General features: G+C 57.4%; 13 protein-coding genes and 1 pseudogene. All 14 read right to left on the reverse strand.

Features of this window, described 5'->3' with window-relative positions:
• Positions 1-1,329 precede the first annotated feature (1,329 nt).
• Positions 1,330-2,424: a hypothetical protein gene (locus tag GDA65_11735; GenBank protein MBA5863365.1), complete on the reverse strand. Its 1,095-nt coding sequence runs from the start codon at positions 2,422-2,424 to the stop codon at positions 1,330-1,332.
• Positions 2,425-2,695: 271 nt separating this feature from the next.
• Positions 2,696-3,637, reverse strand: a complete 942-nt coding sequence (locus GDA65_11740) for a hypothetical protein (GenBank protein ID MBA5863366.1) — start codon at positions 3,635-3,637, stop codon at positions 2,696-2,698.
• A 121-nt stretch (positions 3,638-3,758) separates the two neighbouring features.
• The gene (locus GDA65_11745; GenBank protein MBA5863367.1) at positions 3,759-4,775 is read right to left on the reverse strand and encodes a glycosyltransferase; all 1,017 of its coding nucleotides are present in this window, start codon (positions 4,773-4,775) and stop codon (positions 3,759-3,761) included.
• 29 nt (positions 4,776-4,804) lie between these two features.
• On the reverse strand, positions 4,805-5,635 hold the full coding sequence (locus tag GDA65_11750) for a polysaccharide deacetylase family protein (GenBank protein ID MBA5863368.1): 831 nt from the start codon (positions 5,633-5,635) through the stop codon (positions 4,805-4,807).
• Positions 5,636-5,824: 189 nt separating this feature from the next.
• A complete protein-coding gene (gene asnB, locus GDA65_11755; protein ID MBA5863369.1) occupies positions 5,825-7,753 on the reverse strand; it encodes an asparagine synthase (glutamine-hydrolyzing) in 1,929 nt (642 codons plus the stop codon).
• A 75-nt stretch (positions 7,754-7,828) separates the two neighbouring features.
• On the reverse strand, positions 7,829-9,004 hold the full coding sequence (locus tag GDA65_11760) for a glycosyltransferase (protein MBA5863370.1): 1,176 nt from the start codon (positions 9,002-9,004) through the stop codon (positions 7,829-7,831).
• 8 nt (positions 9,005-9,012) lie between these two features.
• Complete coding sequence (locus GDA65_11765; protein MBA5863371.1) at positions 9,013-12,318, reverse strand: hypothetical protein; 3,306 nt, start codon at positions 12,316-12,318, stop codon at positions 9,013-9,015.
• 203 nt (positions 12,319-12,521) lie between these two features.
• Entirely contained in the window at positions 12,522-13,811 is a 1,290-nt protein-coding gene (locus GDA65_11770; GenBank protein MBA5863372.1) for a hypothetical protein, read from the reverse strand.
• Between the two features lie 5 nt (positions 13,812-13,816).
• Entirely contained in the window at positions 13,817-14,977 is a 1,161-nt protein-coding gene (locus tag GDA65_11775) for a hypothetical protein (protein MBA5863373.1), read from the reverse strand.
• Positions 14,978-14,982: 5 nt separating this feature from the next.
• Positions 14,983-15,840 carry a methyltransferase domain-containing protein gene (locus GDA65_11780; GenBank protein MBA5863374.1) on the reverse strand — a complete coding sequence of 286 codons (858 nt, stop codon included), beginning with the start codon at positions 15,838-15,840 and terminating at the stop codon, positions 14,983-14,985.
• Between the two features lie 56 nt (positions 15,841-15,896).
• Positions 15,897-16,967, reverse strand: a pseudogene (locus GDA65_11785) (NAD-dependent epimerase/dehydratase family protein).
• Positions 16,964-17,605, reverse strand: coding sequence for a hypothetical protein (locus GDA65_11790; GenBank protein MBA5863375.1), 642 nt, complete (start codon positions 17,603-17,605; stop codon positions 16,964-16,966). Before GDA65_11790 ends, GDA65_11785 begins: the two are co-directional and overlap by 4 nt.
• 35 nt (positions 17,606-17,640) lie before the next feature.
• A complete protein-coding gene (locus GDA65_11795; protein MBA5863376.1) occupies positions 17,641-18,999 on the reverse strand; it encodes a hypothetical protein in 1,359 nt (452 codons plus the stop codon).
• Positions 18,962-20,443 (reverse strand): hypothetical protein, encoded by a 1,482-nt coding sequence (locus tag GDA65_11800; GenBank protein ID MBA5863377.1) that lies wholly within the window; start codon positions 20,441-20,443, stop codon positions 18,962-18,964. The genes GDA65_11795 and GDA65_11800 overlap by 38 nt, the downstream gene beginning before the upstream one ends.
• Positions 20,444-20,471: the final 28 nt, after the last annotated feature.

Below are 20,471 nucleotides of genomic sequence, written 5' to 3' on the forward strand. Positions count from 1 at the left end.
GTTCAAATTCGTCACATCGATCGTACGTCCGCCACCGGCCTCCTCGACAGGCGGTTCCTGCCCGAACGGGGCGCCGCTTGCCTTCGAGGGTGCGGAAGGTTTCGGCCGCTGTGCGCAGGGCGGGCGTGGCGGACGTACGATCGATGTGACGAATTTGAACAACAATGGGCCTGGTAGCCTCAGGCAATGTGCCGAAGTCGAAACCGGCCCCCGGACTTGCGTGCTGCGCATGGCGGGGACGATCAGCCTCGGCACCTACGACATCACCGTACGCCATGATTACCTGACCATCGACGGCAGTGCCGCGCCGGTGGCGCTCAAGGACGGAGGTCTTGACGTGCGTGCCAATCACACCATCATCCGGCATCTTCGCATCAGACCAGGGGCGAGGTCGTGGATCGAACGCGGGATGAACGCCAACGGAATTACCTATCGGAGTACTGAAACCGGAGCCGGCACACACGACCATATCTGTGATCATTGTTCCGTGAGCTGGGGCACGGATGACCTGATCGCCGTCATCAACGGGACCTACAACGTAACAATCCAAGACAGCATAATCAGCGAGGGGCTGACGAGCGGACCTGCTTGCAACAACTGCGGCAGCCGTGGCTTGCTGGTCGGCACGGGAAACAAGGAAACGCTCTCGGTAATCCGAACGCTGAACGCCCACAACTTTATTCGGTTCCCAAATGCCACCGGCGGGCAGATCGATTTCGTCAATAATGTCGATTACAACGGCAACGGATCGAGTGCCCAGATTGCCCCATTCTACGGGCCAGTTAAAATCAACATGGTCGGCAACTATTGGAAGGACGGCCCGTCCGGCATTCCATTTAATCTGACATACAACGTCATACGCACGATCGGAAGCATGACCTATAGTCCTCAATCCGGCATCTATGTCCTGGACAATGTGGGGCGCTCCCGCCAGACAGGAACCGCGCCGGAAACTGCTATTATTTGGGGGGACAATGGCGGGATCGCCGTGCAATCAGTGCGTTACCCCTACCCGCAAACGACGACTATAAGTGCCTTACAAGCCTATGAACAGGTGCTGGGGCGGTCTGGCGCGCAGCCACGGGACGCGGTCGACACCCGCGTTGTCGGCGATGTCCGTAATGGAACAGGCGCGATTATCTCAAGCCCGGCGCAGGTCGGCGGCTGGCCCATTCTCTCAGGGGGAACGCCATAACGAAGCCGATAGCAAAATGTCCGAGATCTGAGGGATCCTCACTCAGGAGCCGACCCCGTAGTCGGCTCCTGAGCCTCAGCTGTTTTCCCTCCGGAGTCATCATGGATGCAGTCCGTTCATGCGCAACTGAACGATCAAATCAATCCGAGAGCTCCTAGTCGCTTATGCAGCTCGCTCGCTGCGGTGCGATGCCCCGTCTCATTCCAGTGCCAATCGTACTCCGATTCGAAATGAACGCGCGTCACACCGAACTGTCGCGAAAATTCATCCGTCAAGTCGATGAAGTGGACTCCGACTGCCTCACATGCGGCCCTTAGTAGCTCATTCAGCCATACCACGGAGCTGTTTTTCAAAGTGCCCGCATAAATGTCCCGGCGTGGAGCATCCATCATGAAAACGATCGGTTTGCTACCGTTCTCATATTGCATGGTCCGGAGCACATACTCCGTGGCTTTTTGGATGCGAACCTTGCTGGCATTCGCCTGTTCGACATCAATATTGGCATTGTAGGTTTGCTGGGTTCGTTTGCTGGAGAACAAGCCACGCAACCGGGAGGCGAGTTGTAGATTCGTAGCGGCGTAACGGACAACGCTGCTCCATTTCGCCGCGCGAAGCATCTGATTTGGCTGGTATGGTTCGATTGCAGCCTCTCGTATTTCCTGCCCGTCATCTTCGAGACACAGCATCCCTGCCTGACGTTTAATCGAACAGAGCGATTCGTCAAAATCGTTATGAACGACTGTGATCACCAGAATATCGGGATCAAAATGTTTGCGGGCATAACGAGCCATCTGAAGATACTGACTAAGCGGTGCGCCGGAAATACCGAAGGCGTACACCTCCGCTTGCGGGGAGACAAGCTCGCTCAAGCGGCCGGCAAGTGAAGTCTCTACATCGACCTGAAGCGCTTCGATATAAGAATCGCCGATGATCGCAATGCGCGGCCTGCGTTTGGTTTCCTCGAAATCAACCGCACTATTCCATCCTCGATTGTTGATATGCCATCTAGCGCGTTGCTGGGCCATCGTCCCCATAGTGAAGACACCCTCGCGAAGATCCGTCGTCGAAAACCTGAGGATGAGATCGGCCGGGTCGTAGTAGTAAGAGGGAAACTGTGCTGCCGGCACAACAAAGGTCGCAGTGAACTCCAAGAACAGGAAAAGAACGACGCAAGACGGTATCGTGAGGACAAGAATATTTCGAATCATGATAGACACGATGAACTGCATCCAAATAGGCGAAGCGCTAAGGTTATTTTATGGCGAACAGGAGCACTTCGGGCGATAGATTAGCCTTCCCGATGGCTGTCTTGAATCGCATCTGCGCTAAACAATACGCCGTTAGGGATCGGAGGCTGAGATTATTTCAGCGTGACGTCGTGGGAAATGGCTCAACTGTATGCTGCCTGAACCCGATGCCGTGCAGGATCTTCCTGGAACGGCTGGAACTTATTGAGTAGCAGCGATGAGGTTGTGTCGAGATATTCATGGGGGTCGTCTGCTATGACCTCGATGCAGCATCTGAATTCTCAGCCAGCGCCCCCAACACGCCGCTGGCTTTTTTCAGCAGTCGATTGTGCGGAAGCATGTTACTGACCATTTTAGCCCCGCGTAACATCAGCGGACTCGCAAACGGTCGCAGGACCGGATGCAGGAGAAATGCCCTGTGCACCGGCCGGGCGTCGAAGCCAACTTTCTTCTTATAGTTGTGTAGTCCTTCTGCTTGATGCGCATCCTGGATGGAGCTGAGACCGTAACTGACCGTATGACAGCCACGCTTGACCAGAAAATGACTCAGAACGAAGTGTGCCAGACCGTCGTTCGGGCACAAGGTTCGAGAGCCATCGGCGGAGAAACTGCCTTCGATCTCCACCCAATCGTCAACGACGACCAGCGTCATGAAGGCCACCAGGGAATCGTCTTGCCACGCCCCGACGGCACAGTGAAAGGGATTGAGGGAGAACTGGCGAAACCTGTTCTGGAATTGCTCGAACGTCCCATCTGAAAGACCCACACGCGTGCGGGTCTCGCTGAAGGCCGTAAAGCCATGAGCCATTACCGTCGGCCAATCCACAAATTCTATCCGAAGGCTCCTGCCGGCCCGTCTGGCATCCCGCCGGCCTGCGACACCGAGATTCTCCAGACGGTAGGATCTGTCGTGGCAAACATACAACCAGGCATTTGCCGGATGGGACTTGTCCGGTTCGACGAGATAGGTTGCCACAGTAGACCGGCTGCGTCGCAGAACGTTGCGTAACTCATCCGGAGACGGTGGCCTCAGCGCGAATGTCGGGACCCGCATCATGGCGTACGATTCGTACCTGATCCAGAAAGTGCCAGGCAATCCAGGCAGCACCCGTCTTCCGCTCCTCGCCAACGCCGAAGCATACCCGTCCAGGGTAGGGGTCGTCGATGCAGCACCGATTGGGGATACCTTGTTCATGGGTATAGCACGTTTGACAAGTGAGTCGGCCATTCAACAGCACCGCTCGCGCAATGCAGAAAACCTTATACGGCTCAGCAGCCTCTCACCGGGTCCCGGGTGAGAGGGACCAGACGGAGAATCACTCGCAATGTACCCTCAGTGTTCCCCGATCCTGACGACCGACCAGGGCCTCTTCGTATAACGCTTTTATCCGAAGGGCGACGCGATCGACCGCCAAATCGCGAATATTCTGGCGGCCGTTACTTCGCTCTCGTACGGTCACGATGGTAGCGAGTCGCTCGCCGAGTTCCTGTGCCTCGCGAGAGCAGATGTAGGACCAGGTTACACCCTGCAATCTCTCCGGCGTATCGCCGCAGGCGGTGGCGACGATCGGGAGATTACACGCAAGGGCCTCTTTGACGGTGTTATTCGATCCTTCATGCCGGGATGTGAGTAGCAGCGCATCAGCCGCGCAAAAAAAGAGCGGCATGCGTTCAGCAGGCTCATGTTCCAGGACATGCATTCTCAGCGAGGGCACCGTTCCCCGCGCCTTCTGGTAGGCGGCATGCGCAAGCTCTGGGTCCTTGACCCAGGCGCCCTTGCGATCCATGAACAGGACCACCGGATCCTCATGATTCCACCCGAGCCTCGCGCGTGCCTCTCCCTGGGAAACAGGCTGAAATACATCGAGATCGACTCCGTTCGGGATGACTGCGCACTTCTGCCGCAATAGAGCCAAGGAAAGGGCGTGTTTGAGTTCCTCGCTTTTTGCGATTGCTCGACGACAGCCGAGGGCTCCCAGGCGGGAGAGAATACCGGACAGGATGCCCGACCAGGTTCTGCGTCCCTGTTCATCGTAGTTGCCAAGAAGGTCACTTCCACAGAAGGAAAGAATCACGGGCTTCCCCGCACAGAGCACTCCTGCAACCGCCTGAGCCGCTCCAAAATGAATATGCACAAGATCGGCACCAAACTCGCGAGCCTTTCGCCGCAGGGCCAGACCACCTTTGATCAGTCCCGACAAGGAGCGTCTGTTGTGGAAGACATAGGTGTCGACGTCGACGCCGAGCACATTCAGAGAATCGATCTGGCGTTTAGCCCAGACGGTCGGCAGGTTGGTGCCGGGCATGGGCGCGATGACCATTAACACACGCATAGGATGAGTCGGACCCTTATCGGAATTTCTCAAAAAAACGGTTTCCGGCTAACAATAGTCCCTCGACTCTGCAAGCAGTGCAGCGTCAGTGCTCTCAGCTTGAGGTAGACTTCCCCGCCGAATGTCTTCGCAATTTTCCGCAACATCCAGAATGCGTGTTCCCTTGTTCGAGTCAGATACCGGCCTTGAATAAGTCGGGCCTGCCGTTCAGGGGTCATTCCGCGCCGGATCACATACCGCCCGAAGACTCTGGTGTTTCCAACCATGTGACTACGACCGGTGGGTTCGCTGGTAAAAAGGGCGCGAATGCCGGCGGCGGAAGCGGCTTCCGCGACCTCTTGAGAATAGTAGCCGCCGGGAATGGATGCCGTGGTCACCGGCTCGCCGAGGATGTCCGAGAGGCATTTCACACTGTCGGTCCACTCCCTGAGTATGGCGCCGTAAGCTTGCGAGGAGATCATCGAGGGATGAGAGCGTGAATGGCTGCCGATCACATGTCCCCTGGCTCTTAATGCCCGGAGCTGTTCCGGCTTCAGAAAGTGTGGTTGTCCGACCCAGTCGGTCGGTATAAAGAAGTGCGCCTTCCATCCGTATCGCTCCAATACATGCATGACTGTGGTGTAGGCGCTCCGTCCTCCGTCATCGAAGGTCAACATCACGGAAGGACTCTCCGGCCAGGCCTGCAGGACATCCGGGGCCAGTGAAGGTCCGCCATTCACATGCTTGCTCAAGGCGGCCATGTGGGCCTCGAACTCCACTCGCTCTATGGTGTATCGGCTGGAGGAGACGCCTGAAAATCCGCTTCCCTCAAGCGCATTGGAATCAATGATGTCGTGGTACATCAAACAAACAGCACGCATCGTGGTATCTATGTCCTCTGAGCCAAGAGGTTTATCGGTACGGCGGGATCGGTTGGAGTAAGCCCGAATGATCGGGAACGCACTCCGGTTGGCCTCGCCCTGGCCGTTCCTGATCAATTGCCACACAAGTCGTAGGCCCCATCCGTGACATTCCGGGTAAACAAGTCGAACACCGAGCTCCCCACCACGTTAGTCGAGCGCTATCGGATGGGACTTGCTGCTTAACGCAAGGTGAACGGAAAGGAGCATGACGACCCTTTGGTACAGACCCTGCCGCGAGATGTCGGGATGGAGCAGTCCGCCACAGAAGGCCTCAATGATGGGGCGATAGGCCTCCGGACGAAACACGTCAGGCAGCCTGCTCTCCCGCCCGAGAAGTGTCTCCCTCACGCGCGCCTTGAAGGACGCATCGACCCAGGTGTCGATCGGAATGGAGAAGCCCCACTTGGGTTTCCGGGCCACCGCAGGCGGGAGGCGCCGATCGGCCACTCCGCGCAAGACCAGCTTGCATGTCCTGCCGCTCACCTTGAGGCGATGCGGAAGTGTGAGCCCGAACGCGAAGAGGTCTTCGTCCAACATCGGCACTCGAACTTCTAAACTTTCCTTCATACTAGCCGTGTCGACTTTAAAGAGGAAATCGTTGGGAAGCACCAGCCGGAGATTGGTTTCTGTGGTCGCCGCGGACAATCGCTCCAGGCGGGAGGCGCCTCGGGGAAGAGCAATCTCCAGCTTCGGTTCGAAAAATCTCCGGATGGGCAGCTGTTTTCCCTCATCGAGACAAAGACGGCGGTGCTCGTCTTCACGGATCCAGGAAAAGAGATTCTGCATCACGGAGATATCGTCGGCATTCTCGAACTCTCGCAGACGGTGCAACAGCCTGTGCGGAACCATCCCTAATCCGGCCGCAGGCGTGAGCAGAAGGGATGCCGCATGCAACAGGGGAGCCGGCAACCGTTGCAATCGCGCGATCCTGGCGATCTGCCAAAACGTGTTATAGCCGCCGAATGCCTCATCCCCTCCGTCTCCGGACAGCGCCACGGTCACATGTTGCCGCATCAGCCGGCACACGGCATGAGCTGCGAACATAGAGGTATCTGCAAAGGGCTGACCTGCGTGCTGCAGAAGGCCGGTGACATGATCCCAGGTGCCTCGCATCTCATCCATATCCAAGGTGGTATGGTCGCTGCCGATATGCCGGGCGACGGCCACGGCGGCCCAGGTCTCGTCGTACTCCTGTTCTGAGAAGCGTACGTTGAATGTGTGCAGGGATCTGTTCGCCGCTTCTTGAGCGGCGGCGCTGACGAGGGACGAGTCGATACCTCCGCTGAGCAGCGCGCCGAGAGGCACGTCGCTTTCCATCTGCCGCTGAACGGCAGCCGTCAGCAAGGCATCAGTGCGATCGATGGCTTGCACCGCCGTAATTGCCGGATCGGGATTGATAGTCCACTGATGAAAGGTTCGCGTTTTCCATGATACATCGCCATGGCTCAGCCTCGCCTCTAACACTTCGCCAGGCTGGAGCGCGCGAATGCCCCTGTAGAATGTTTCCGGCGCAGGAATGTACAAGAGAGCCGCGAAATCGTACAGGGCCTGCCGGTCAGGCCGGTCATCGATCCCCGGCAAGGTAAGGAGAGCATTGATTTCGCTGGCGAACGCCAGGCGGTGAGGAGCCTGCGCGTAAAACAATGGTTTGATGCCGAAGCGATCCCGCGCGAGCAACAACGTTTGTGCTCGAACATCGAAAATCGCCAGAGAGAACATCCCGCGCAGGCGGGAGACGAATCCCGGTCCTTCCTCCTGATACAGATGCGGCAGAACCTCGGAATCCGATCGCCCTCTGAACACATGCCCTCGGGACTCAAGCTCGCGTCGAAGGTCACGATGATTGTAAATTTCACCATTGAAGACGGCCCACACCGTTTCGTCTTGATTCGCAATCGGCTGAGCGCCGGTCTGGGAGAGGTCAAGGATGCTGAGTCGTGTATGGACGAGCGTCGCGCCCGGCCAGGATCGGACCCCCTGACTGTCAGGTCCACGATGCTTCAGCGCCCGCGCCATTTGCGTGGCAGACTGCTGTCCATCGGAAACGGACCCTAACCACCCGGCAATTCCACACATCTTTGAACGCTCTCTATCTTGATTGCTTCAGAGTGATACGATAGGGGCCTGCACCCGACAGGGATCAGGCTGCGCCTAAACTTTCCAACCGGCCTCTGCGTACGTGCGAACCGTGCGATCGACCAGTTGGTTGAGCCCGAACTCTTGTTCAACTTTCACGCGTCCGGTCTGCCCCATGGTGAGGGCCAAATCAGGATGTTCGATCAACGTCGCAATGCAGTCCGCAAGATTGTGTTCGTCTCCCCTCTTGACGACGAATCCGGTCTTTCCATGTTCCACGAGAGCCGGGCAATGGCCTGCATCGGTGGCGACGACGGCGCGGGCGCAGGCCATCGCTTCCATCACGACATTCGGGCATCCCTCTTCATCAGCCGTGTGAACCAAGAAAGTCGACTGCGCCAACAGGTTCGGAATATCCTGCCGGACGCCCAAAAATTCGATCAAGTGCTGCACTCCCAAACCCTTGGCTTGCTCTTCCAAGGCCTGACGCAAGGGCCCTTCACCGGCGTGGCGGACACGGAAAGAGAGCCCTCTTTTATGAACCTGTGCAACGGCCTCCACGAGCCGGTCCCAACGCTTTTGAGGGTAGAGCCTGCCTACGGCAAGCAACTGCGGCGTTCGAGGAAGATCTGACGTCGCCTTGAAATGTTGAATATCCAGGCCATTAGGCACCACGCTCAACCGCGAAGGTTTGAACGGCCCAGCCGCCTCTGCGACCGCCTGCTTGGCTGCGAGACTGTTACAGATCTGAATTGAGGGCCAGCGGGCGCTTAAACGTCCAAGGATATTGCCGGCTTGCTGGCGATCACTCAGGAAATTGTTCCGGATGGATCCGATGGAGATCATATTGGTGCCGAGGGTGCACCACCAGGCAGGAAAATTCGTATAAAAACTGTACGAATGCACAACTTCCGGAGCGAGCGCCTTCACCAACCGGCGCAGCCCCATCATTTTTTCGTGGACGGCAAGGTGCTCAGAAAACGTATAGAGGGGAACTCCCAAGGCCTTAATTTTTTCAGCAAAGGCAGTGCCCTGCGCGGCATTCCACACCGCCACGGCAGGCCTGTAACGCTGACGGTCAATAGCCTTGAGAAGATAGTAGAGCTGCCGCTCATATCCGCCCAACCGTAGCTGGCCTATGAGGTAGAGGATTCGAGGTTGCATGAGACGGTTTTGATCCCCGTGCGATTCGAAATGGCCTGAAGGGGCAATGAGAATATAGGCCCGGTGAGTATCTTCCAGGACCGGCATGCCGGTAATCAGAACATGACGTACACGGAATCCGACACATCCTCTTCGAGGGTTTCCGTTGTCGCAAACTCCTGCCCGAGCTTTAGCAGACTGACAAGCACCGGTTGCAGGGCATCGGTGACCGGCCCCGGTGTCCAGGATTCGCTGATTGCTCGAGCCATGATTTCAGCGTTGAGTTTTGGCGAGTCCATCCCCGCGGGGATGGAGAAGATTGCCTTCGGCGACTGGTCATCGGTGACATCAGCCCAATTGGTAGCGCCTCGCGACCACACTGTCGAAATCCGGATAAAGCGCTGCCCCGACGGCGCCAGAGCGATCGGTGAAAACTGTCGTTGGTAAATCTGTCGCAGCCCTTTCATGAATCCGTCAGGCGTGTTTTGAGGCAAGGACCCAACCTGCTTTTCCAAATGCCCCTTTGTTTCCGGCCACCCGGGCTGCTCGCCCTTCATAAGCAAGCAATTGCCCAGAATCAGCACGTCCATTTCGGTTCGCATGAAGCAACGGTAGGCGTCATAAGGTGTGCACACGACAGGTTCGCCCCGTACGTTGAAAGAGGTATTCACAATGACCGCATAACCGGTCCGTTGCTCGAAGCTTTCGATCACATCGTAGTAGAGGGGATGATCCTCCCGACGGATCGTCTGAACACGGGCCGAGTAGTCCACGTGCGTCACGGCGGGGATGTCGCTTCGGGTTTGTTTGACGATCGATAGGAGATTGCTATTACCAGTCTCTCGAGGCGCCGGTTTGCGTCGGCCCTCCCTGACGGGGGCTACCAACAACATGTAGGGGCTCTCCCCGTCCAAATCAAAATATTCCCCGGCCTTCTCGGCCAGGACCGTCGGCGCAAAGGGACGGAAGGACTCCCGGTATTTGATCTTGAGATTGAGGGTCACCTGCATGTCCTGGTTGCGGGCGTCACCCAAAATTGAGCGGGCTCCCAGGGAACGTGGACCAAACTCCATTCTGCCTGAGAAGTGTCCGACCACTTTCCCCTCTTCCAAGAGAGCGGCTACCGTACCAGCGCGCTCGTCACGGGACAGGGTGCGATACGGATACCCGTGTGTATCCAGAAACCCTTGAATCTCGCGGTCGGAAAATTCCGGCCCCCAGTAGGAGCCCCCCTGCGGTGAACGTGTTTTGCCGATGGACGAAGGTCGCCGGTCGAAATAATTATGGTGGGCGTCAAGAGCCGCCCCTAACGCCGCGCCGGCATCACCGGCTGCCGGTTGGATCCAGATATCCTCAAACGGACCCTCTCGTAGCAGTCGACCGTTGGCGACGCAATTCAGCGCAACCCCTCCTGCCATACAGAGGTACTTTTCACCTGTGAGTGTATGGGCGTGCCTGGCCATGCGAAGGATTGCTTCCTCGGTGACCACCTGAATCGAACGGGCGATGTCCATCTCCCGCTGAGTAATCACCGATTCAGGCTCCCGCGCCGGGCCTCCGAACAGATCACCGAACCGGGGCTTCGTCATGGTCGGTTCTGATAGGAAAGCGAAGTATTCCAGGTTCAACTCCAGTGACCCATCTTCCTTCAAATCAACCAGGTTTTTGAGGATCGTGTCGACGTACTTTGGTTCACCGTACGGGGCGAGCCCCATCATTTTGTATTCACCCTCGTTAACCTTGAAACCGGTAAACTGCGTGAACGCGGAATACAAGAGTCCCAGGGAATGGGGGAAACACATCTGCTTCAGGATCTGAAGGCCGTTCTCCGTCCCGACACCGATCGAGGCAGTCGCCCACTCCCCGACCCCATCAACCACCAGGAGCGCCGCGCGCTTGAAGGGCGAGGGATAAAACGCACTGGCTGCGTGAGAACGGTGGTGCATCTCATTGAGGATCAGTCCGTCATAGCGGAGATAGCGGCGGATCAGTTGCGGCAGATGGAGTTTGTATCGAGCCCAAGAGGGGATCGCGCGCAACCAGGCTTCCTCCCCTTTCGGTGCGATGGCCAGCAAGGTATGCAGAATGCGCTCGAAGGTGAGAGAGGCATTGTCATAGTACACGACCGACGAAAGGTCGCTCTGATGAATCCCTCCCTCCTCCAAACAATAGTTGGCCGCGAGATGCGGAAACCCACGATCGTTCTTAATGCGGCTGAAGCGTTCCTCGTCCGCAGCGGCAATGATCTCGCCGTCCTTGATCAGCGCTGCGGCGGAGTTGTGATAGAAGCAGGACAGTCCGAGGATGTATGTCGGCTTTCTGACCGGCGCCGTCTGGAGAGACCGGCTCACAGGCTTGTTCTTGGCCGGTTGAGGCAGAAGTCCGCGCGCCAGAATGTCTTCCTTCAGCAGGTGTGCAACCTGCTCATGGCCGAATGGTGAAAAATGGCTGTCATGGCGAAAGCTGAGACGCTCCCGTATCTCCTCAGGCAATGCAGCCAGGCGTGTAGTCACATCGGTCACGTGCAGCCCCCGCTCAGGCGCTTCCAGACTATTGAACAGATCTTGATACAGCGGCTTCAAGCCATGGAGGTAAAAGAAATAGGTTGGAATCGGGACGACTAGGAGCGGGATGGCAGATGTGTTCGCGTGAAAACGCTCGATGATGGCCCGCATCAACTTCCAGCCATCATGTCCCGCCGATGTGTATCCTTGGTACGGCTGAAATCCGCTCTTTCGGAGAAGATGCCCCCGTACTTTCTGAAGCCGGCTTTGGATGGACTCTCCGGCCCTATTCAACCATGGCAAACTTCGATAGAACTTACTGGACCGATCGACCCATCGGGCGAGACCGTTTCGAGCATCGGCAGTCATTTGAGCTGTGTCGACGCCCGGTCGATCCAAGGGGACGGGTACGTGGTTCAGTTGCAGGTGGTTTTCGTCCAGCGTGAAGTAGGGCTTCGGTACGAGTACGCGTTTCCCGGTCACACGATCGATGGACTCCCGGTGGGCGACCGTGATCCGTTGGATATTCTCCACGGTAATGCCGAGCACGATCAGATCCGCTTCAACTTCACGAGCAAACTCTTCAAAAATCAACAGTTGCTGATCCGTTCCGGACCCGGACATCCCATAGTTATATACCTCGACATCAAGTTCTTCGCCGAGGCGTTCCGGGAAACGTTGGTGGTTGTCACACCCGTCCCCGGCCGTATAGGAATCGCCGAAGAACAGGACGCGGCGGCGGCCATTGCGCGGTTTGGAGAATTCGATCTCTGACCGGAAGCCGAGCGAATTCGTCTTGACGAAGTAGCCGCCCAATTCGTTCGGAATACGGGCCTTCAAACCAGGCACATACAAGAACCCGACACGAGGGTGATATTGGACCGTCATGCGATGGGTCGATTGGCGCAGCAACATCATGATGAAGGACTCCGTGTTTTCAAGACAACCGTGAGCCTGAGTGAGATCGGAAGTGTCAAATGCGGACCCTGCACGCCGGTCCTAGACTGAGCATCCCCCGCAGTTTCTCCCGCCGCTGCGTGTGCTGGATCACGTGACAGGCCTGTTGCGGCACAGAAGATAACATCTGTGCCCCCATCGGTAAGCCCGGTGGCGGCCAAACCCTAGGAGGTTCTATAGAGAGGAGTTCGCCGCTCCGTGCCGAATGACGGAGAGACAATGCCTTGCGGCCATATCCAGCGATGAGCGCCAACCAGCAAGCCCAAGGCCAGCGTAAATTCCTTCGCATAAATGTTATGGCTCACCATGGAAAACAGCATGATGGAGACACCGATCCCAACGAGGGCCAAGGCAGCCGCTTCTCGATTGGAATGGCGAGGGAGGCAACGATAGGTCTGCCAGAAGATCAATAGGAACGCCATGAGCCCCAAGATACCCCAGTACAGCGTCACCTGCATGAAACAGTTATGAGCCCCGCTGACCCGGCCGCTATCGCTCGCAAATTCGGTGCGCCGGCCCCAATGTGTCCAAAAATTTCCGGCGCCGACACCAGTCAAGACATACTCGGGCAAATGATCGATGGCTGCCCCGTATACAAGGGCTCGCCCTTCCGTCTTACCTTCGTGCTTCTCAAACGTGAAGGACATGCGAGACCAGACCGCCTGGGGAACCCACATCAGCACAGCCCCTACGAGGAGGACTGCGATGAGAATCCCCTTCCCATGCCTGAGGCCGAAGGCATACATCACCGTCGCGCAGGAAGCGATGGCAATGGCGACGCCGCTCCGCGAGAGGGGGAGGAAGGCGCCCACCAGGCAAATTAGTCCACTGGCGATAAAGAAGCCACGAGGGAGCGTCGCCCGGGTGACCAATCCCCAGGACAGTGCGATAACGGACGCCTGCGCTGCGCCGAAGGCCATGTTATTTAAATTGGCCTGCAATGGGTTGTCTTCAAAGGCCGCGGCGCGAAGCTGGGAGGCCTGCTGAAAATCGGTCGCCGTCGCCGCGTTGAGCGCGCCGTAGGAAGTCATGAACAAGAGGATCGATAACCACAATCCGGCAGCCAGATATCCATAACAGGCCATCCTGAGGGCCGGGAGGTCCCTGCAGAGAGAGGCCAGCAAAATCGCTCCAATGACCATTTGGGCCACACGAAGCAACTCATCGTAACTGTGATGAGGGTGTGTCCATTCCAGCAGAAAACCGACGGTCAAAAAGAGGTACGCGGCTATTAATGCCGGATGTCCGACTGTCCTCAAAAGTTCAGGAAATCGATTCCACGCAACATAGACGGCAATGATGCCGAACAGAATAAATTGAAGGCTGAAGCCGGGAATGAACAGGAAATGGTTCTCCGTGGGCAATGCGACAATGGCCAGAAAAATAAGACCTTGTTCAAGGCCCGATGTAGGAGCGCCGCTCCAGGCGTTGCTCCGCACTGCGCTGGTTGACATAGTTGTCACTGGTACAACTTTCTGTCGTTCTTCTCGAGGATGGTGCGCAGACCCGCCGCCACAACCGGTGCATGGAATAGTCTTGCAGTCTGAAGGGCGTTCCGGACGAGCGAGGTCCGCAGATCGGCCTCCTCGCGCAGGCGCCGAACGGCCGCCAGGACGGCCTCTTCCTCAGGGGTGTCGACAACCAGCGCGCATTGATGCCTGCGCAGAAAACGCGTCAGGTAACAATCGGGGGGAGCATGGGCCAGGATCGGACGCCCACAAATAAGGTACTCGATCGTCTTCGTCGGAAAAATCGTGCGGTACTCTTCCTCAGACAAGCTTCCCTTAAAGCCATGAGCGAGGATCACGATATCTGCCTCGCTGAGACGACTGAGGACAAGATCTCGGGACACCGTTTCGTAGTGAACCCCCTGGCGAAGTATCCCGAGCTCATCCAGATACTGTTTCGGAGATCCGGAAAGTATGGTCAGCCGACTATCGATCCGGGCAATGGCGGACGAAACGCGAGTCGCCGCATCCGTGCAGGAGGCGTTAATGTTGCCGGACATCACGAACCGAACCGGTGACGCCGGATCGGACTGCGGAACAAACTCGGGAATGTCTTCATTAAAAGAATGAAGCAACGCTGAGCATGGCACCTCCGGATACCGTTCACGATAGAGCTCGACCATGCCTTCACTCATCAAGAAAATGTGATCCGCTTCGTCGAAAACGCGCGATTGCAGCCATTGCGCGATTCGGTGATGGACACTGTTTAAAGCGCACTGCTCCACAAAGGTATTATGGAAATAGGGATAGAGGTGCGCTTTGGTCAGTTTTGCCGTGAGATACCCGACAAACAGAAACTCTTCGTTCGGAAATACAACCAGGATGTTGGTACACCGGTGTTTCCTGGCGAGATACCAACTCCGGAACAATAACAACGGGAGCTGGCATCGTCGCCACCACCTTGCCCCTCGTCTCGCTGGTGGCCAGCCTCGGGTTATATAGACGATTTCAGGCCAATCCTCCTTCCAGCCCACCGAAGGCCGTTCGGAAGGTTTTTCCCCGACGACGATCATTTCCTCATGGGTGAACTGTTTCGCCAAATTTCCGACGATGATCGCCGACCCTGTTGTCTCCGGAGGAACACCCCACGAGATAAGCAGCACCTTTCCCATCCCGCTCACCTCCGGCCCTGTGCGCTTAGCTTTTGAAACACAAACTCATTGCAGCCGTGGGAGGCGGCATGGTTGATCCGTATCAAATCGAAGCCTTTTGGAGCCAGGTACGAGCGTACCTCATCGACCGAAGCATACTCATACGGCAGGCCACCCAGCCAATCTTCGACATCACGAAAATAGCTCATGCCCCGGTTTTTGACATATTGCTGGAGAAAGCGACGCGGATTCTGGCCGTGCAGCATCAGGCTGGTAAAGGTCTTGGTATGAAACCCAAGGAGCAACAATTTTTTAATCGGCGCCGGCGCCCAGTTATAGATGCGCTTGATAGTCAGCCATGTGCCGGAATGTTTCGTGCGATTATAAATCGCCAGAAGCAACATGCCGTCCTCTGCGACGCACCCCGCGACATGATCAATGGCTTCCCACATACTTCCCGTATGATGCGCGACTCCCCAACAACAGACAATATTCGCCGGCACGATCTTCAACGGCAGGTCGCGGTCGAGCAAAGAGTGCGTATGGACTTCCCATCTGCTGGCATCCCGCGCGAATCGCGATCGCAGTTGTTCGGTGCATGCCACGGAACTGGGGTCAATATCGAACGAGACGACCTTCTCCGCGTTGAGACGAGAAGCCACGAGACTGGATAGTCCGCTGCCGCATCCGGCATCAAGAAAGCTGTACCCGGCGAGGCTTGTCAGCCCGGTGGATTCGACAAACGAACGTTGGGCCGCCGTAATATGTCGTTCCTCGAGTCCCGAGACGTAAGCCAGCCAATTCTTTCCGAACGAGAAGTCGATCTGCTCACCACTTCTCGATGCGGCCTCATTGTTGACATACGTGGTGTCCTGGGCGTTCATATGGCCTCCTCTTGACCAGAAAGAGAGTCAAACTGTTCGATACAGACAGGATACGATCATCTCTCGGAGAGTAAGGGCACAGAAAGGCCGGTATCCAGTCGTTGTTTCCAAGAGGAACAGATTTCTTCCAGGATCGCCGGTAATGTCATCGTGAGGGCCCAAGATGGGTAGTGCGTTTGAATCTTGGAGAGGTCCGAGATGTAGCAGATGTGGTCTCCTTCCCGATTCCTGTCGGTGTACTCATAGGTCATGGATTTCCCCGTGATCTGTTCGACCATCTCGAACGCCTCCAGGATCGAACAAGAGTTGTTCCGCCAGCCACCCAGGTTGTATACCTCGCCGCACCGAGGCTTCTCTATGAAGTGATGGATGAACCTCGCCACATCGTACGAATGACTGTTGTCACGGACCTATTTGCCTTTATACCCATAGATCCGGTATAGGCCGCCGGTCAGGTTGACCTTCACCAGGCAACTGAGAAAACCGTGAAACTCTACTCCCGAATGGTTCGGGCCGGTCAGGCAACCGCCCCGCAGGCAGCAGGTGGATAATCCGAAGTATCGTCCGTACTCTTGCACCATCACGTCAGCCGCCACCTTCGACGCGCCGAAGAGAGAGTGTTTGGATTGATCGATCCGCATATCTTCTCGGATGCCACCACGATCGCCGGCTTCGGCGTACTCCCAACACGACGAAAGCTCCACCAACGGCAGACCGTTCGGTGCGTCACCGTAAACCTTGTTGGTCGACATGTATACGAAGATGGCGGATGGCGGATGGCGCATAGCGCCGCACTGCATCAAGAAGATTGAGCGTGCCAACCGCGTTGACATCGAAATCGTCGAAGGGCCGGGAGGCAAGCAGGTCGTGACTCGGTTGGGCCGCGGCATGCACGATCGTGCCTGGGCGAAGTTCCTCAATGAAGGAAAGCACGCCAGCGCGATCGCGGATATCGAGTTCATGGTGGCGGAAGTTGCGGCACTGGGTTTCGAGCCGCATCTGCTTCCGTCCGGTGTCTCCTCCCCGTCCGAAAAACCCGGCCCGCATGTTGTCCACGCCAGGGCGTCAACGTATCGCACCACCTCCGAACCGATGAGCTCGCTTGAGCCGGTCACAACGATCTTCATGGATCTTCCCGCACCCGTTCATTCTTACAAAGCGATGACCCTACGGCCACGGCGGGATTGCCAGCCACGATCTGACAGGCTCCGACGTCCCTGGTGACCACTGCGCCGGCGCCGATGACCGCGCCCCACCCCACGGTCACCCCCTTTAAAATCATCGCACGCGCGCCGATAAACACGTCATCATGGATCATGACCGGAGCGCACCGTGCTGCATGCGTCGGATGCTGATGCCGCTGGTAGGGATCGACGGGATGAAAGTCGGTGTCCCAGATACAGGCCCCTGCCCCGATCATGACATGGCGGCCGATCGTGACCCGAACCCGAGCGGCGATTGACGCCCCTGACACGGCAGTTTCTTTCCCGATGGCAATCACACTTTCCGGCGTCAGTGCGGCGAGAATCGTCGGATGAGGCAGCCCGGCCGGGTTGCTATTCACGCGGCTGAAGACACGCACTCCCTCTCCCAGAGCAATGGTTCCCCCGGGAGCCAAGGTAATGATCGGCCGTCCGATGAAGGAGCAGCCCTGGCCACAGGTCACCCCCAGCCAGCGCAGCCAGACGGGAGTACAAATGCGGTCCAGGAACAGCCGGAATGCCGTGTACGGACCCCGTATGACTCTGGTCAATCCCTGCTTCATCGGAACTCGTTTCGGCGTGTCATGGAGTCATTCGATCACATGACGGTACAGGTATCGGCCTGGGTCACGAGAAAATCGGCGACCGCCTGTGTCGCACGCCCGTGATTGACAAAGACCGTTTCAGCCAGATTGGGTGCGTGATCCTGCAGTGCCTTACCCTGGAGCGCCTGCTCGATCATGGCACAAAGCTGATTCGCTGAACCGATTCGTTGAGCCAGGCCTTCCTGCCAGTTCGTTGCCAACTCCGGCCAACCATCGGCGTGAAAGTGCCAGACCGGCTTCTGGTACAACAACGCGTCCAGCATGGCGGTGGAACAGAGCGAAGCCACGCAATCACAACCATCCAAGAGGAGCGCAAACTCAGGACAATCCTTTGTGATCACCAGATGCGAATTTGGACGATAGAGCGACCCATCCTCGTTCGGATGGAGGCGCACAATGATATTGATCCGGCCCCGGTATCGTTCCGCTGCGGCCTCGAGCCATTGCACGCATTCGCCCGGAGCTGATCCATTCCGGGACAGATCGTTGCCATTGGAGAAGAAGGCAATGGTCGGCTTGTCTTCAAGCGACAGACTCCTGAGCAGCTGCCGCTTTGCCTGGCCGTTGGGGGCCGGCCGCATAGCATCGTGTCTCGGGCTCCCGAGCGCCTCCAGCCGTCGGCGATCCGTGCCCAGGCTGGTGAGGGTTTCACTGGAGGACCGTCCCCAGGTGCACATCCGGTCGGCCAGCATCGGAATATAGAACGGTTGCAGCACACCGTGTTGCAACAGGACAGTTCGCATCTGTTTAGCCTGGGCAGAGACCAAGAGCGCGGCTCCGCCGATCAATTGCGTGGAGGCCGTGACGACCACACGAGGCCTGGTGGCATCAAGAATCTGATCCACTTCATTCAGGAGGCCCTGTACATCGGCGCAGGCGTTGAAGAACCAACGGGCCAGCGCCGGTTGCGCCAGATTCGTCTCTGCCTGGCAAAGGGCCTCCCAGGCCTGCTTCGTCCAGGCGGGAAGGAAGAACACACTCGGGAACCGAAGCGTCACAGAGGAAGGAGGCAGATCAGCGGGACCGTTCATCGAGACGAGTCGGACATTCTCGCCGCGGGAGGTGAGCTCGTGAAATACGGGCAACAACGATTCACGAATCACCTCACGGGTTCCCTCGATCCAGATCAAAATATCGCATGGCCGACACGCGCCGGCGCTGTGCCCCCGGCGGACCAGAGGGCGGAGCCACTGCTTCGCGGACTCACGCCAGCCAAAGGGTCTCGGCTGGACCAGCAAATCCCTAAAGATGAATTGACGCAACGGCTCAAGTTGGGGAAACCGCTCGAAGACCCGACGCGTGTTCGCCGCGAACTCAAGATACCGTTGATCGAGATTCTGCTGTGTAGTCATAGGCTCCCGTGGAGGGTGCTTGGTGCTTGCTCAGCTGTTTCAGAAATTCGGCCGTGCGTCTACCGGCCTGACCGTCCAGCGGACCGCAATCTTCGGCACGGGCGCGCCGGCGCCCCTCGGCCTCCAAAGATGGATCCTCCAGGTAACGATTGATCAGATCGATACAGTGCTCTCCATCATCGGCCAACTGTGAGCTGCCATAGGACATCATCTGTTTTGTATCAGAGCGCTTGTAGAAACGCCGCACCGACAGCGCCTCAGGGATGCCTGGAAGCTGATCGTAGTACACATTAACCGTCGGCTTGTCGAAAATGGCCGAGTCGATGGTCATCGTTCCACAGACATTCACTTGCACGTCCTGGTTCGCCAGGAGAGAGAGGTGCATGGTTTCCTCGTCGAGGATATGCCGCACGAGGTGGGCTTCATGTTCCCCCCCTCCATATTCCACTTGGGTCGGACGTGGATAGCTGCGGGCCTCCGGGTATTCTCTCTCCAGGAGCTTGAGGTTTGACCCGAACATTCTGGGATGGCCGCGGACGAGCAGCTGTGCCCCGCGTGCAAACCGGCCCGCGTGCGCGGCATCGGCCAGGTGCTGTGCAATCGCAACCTCATGAGGAATAACCGTGGGCGTGGCCATGGTGTAGAGAATGAGGGGGCGGCTTGGATCGAGTCCGATCAGCGAGAATACCTCCTCTCGCGTCAGGCGAAGCGATGGATCGAGATGGTGGTCGAATTGCGGCGCGCCCGTGACATGAACCTGATCGGCAGAGGTTTCCGGATACATGGTCAAGAGGCAGTCTCGCGCCACTTTCGACCACACCAGATAAAGATCGGCGAAGGGGAGATAAGGAATTTTGTGCTGCAGATTGTCGCGGGAGCGGATCATGACGAGAGTAGGAATGCCGAGAGAGTTGGCAGCCTCGACGAGGGCCATCTCCCGCGCCCCCTCGGGCGAAAAACTTGCGACGACGGTAGCCCCCGCCTTCCGCAACCGTCGTCGGTAGGCCTCAGTGATCGGATGTTTCCGCAAGGTCTGGGAGAATTTGGCGCGCCAGCGTTCAGCCAGGCCGCATCGTCCCGCAAGCCAGAACCGCCCGAACCTACCCGCTGCCCGGCTGATGCTGGCGACCCGGCGCAACGGTTTTGTGCTGTTGTGGCGATAACAACTGAACAGGAAGTCGGCCCACATCGTGGACGGATCCTGATAACACTTCCGCACAAAACCCACGGAGGAATGCAACCGGTCCAATGCCTGATCATGTCGAACGTCAAACTCCTCGAGCGCCTCTATGAACGTCCCTTCCGGCTTGGCCGCAAGGGAACCGGGCAATTTGTTCGGATCCACCCAGACCTGTATTTTCGTTCCGGCCAGCCAGCGGCCGAGCTCGCCGGTCCGTACGTTACGCAAGGCCAAGAAACTGTCGCAGCCGATAATGATGCTCATGAGAACAGACTTATTAGATGAATCATCA

The organism is Nitrospira sp. CR1.1, from assembly GCA_014055465.1.
Taxonomy (GTDB): domain Bacteria; phylum Nitrospirota; class Nitrospiria; order Nitrospirales; family Nitrospiraceae; genus Nitrospira_A.

What these genes read in the sequence shown, in the direction of transcription:
- GDA65_11735 (MBA5863365.1), bottom strand. Translation starts at nt 2,424, where the DNA reads ATGCAGTTCATCGTGTCTATCATGATTCGAAATATTCTTGTCCTCACG.
- GDA65_11740 (MBA5863366.1), bottom strand. Translation starts at nt 3,637, where the DNA reads ATGAACAAGGTATCCCCAATCGGTGCTGCATCGACGACCCCTACCCTG.
- GDA65_11745 (MBA5863367.1), bottom strand. Translation starts at nt 4,775, where the DNA reads ATGCGTGTGTTAATGGTCATCGCGCCCATGCCCGGCACCAACCTGCCG.
- GDA65_11750 (MBA5863368.1), bottom strand. Translation starts at nt 5,635, where the DNA reads ATGCGTGCTGTTTGTTTGATGTACCACGACATCATTGATTCCAATGCG.
- asnB (MBA5863369.1), bottom strand. Translation starts at nt 7,753, where the DNA reads ATGTGTGGAATTGCCGGGTGGTTAGGGTCCGTTTCCGATGGACAGCAG.
- GDA65_11760 (MBA5863370.1), bottom strand. Translation starts at nt 9,004, where the DNA reads ATGCCGGTCCTGGAAGATACTCACCGGGCCTATATTCTCATTGCCCCT.
- GDA65_11765 (MBA5863371.1), bottom strand. Translation starts at nt 12,318, where the DNA reads ATGATGTTGCTGCGCCAATCGACCCATCGCATGACGGTCCAATATCAC.
- GDA65_11770 (MBA5863372.1), bottom strand. Translation starts at nt 13,811, where the DNA reads ATGTCAACCAGCGCAGTGCGGAGCAACGCCTGGAGCGGCGCTCCTACA.
- GDA65_11775 (MBA5863373.1), bottom strand. Translation starts at nt 14,977, where the DNA reads ATGGGAAAGGTGCTGCTTATCTCGTGGGGTGTTCCTCCGGAGACAACA.
- GDA65_11780 (MBA5863374.1), bottom strand. Translation starts at nt 15,840, where the DNA reads ATGAACGCCCAGGACACCACGTATGTCAACAATGAGGCCGCATCGAGA.
- GDA65_11790 (MBA5863375.1), bottom strand. Translation starts at nt 17,605, where the DNA reads ATGAAGCAGGGATTGACCAGAGTCATACGGGGTCCGTACACGGCATTC.
- GDA65_11795 (MBA5863376.1), bottom strand. Translation starts at nt 18,999, where the DNA reads ATGACTACACAGCAGAATCTCGATCAACGGTATCTTGAGTTCGCGGCG.
- GDA65_11800 (MBA5863377.1), bottom strand. Translation starts at nt 20,443, where the DNA reads ATGAGCATCATTATCGGCTGCGACAGTTTCTTGGCCTTGCGTAACGTA.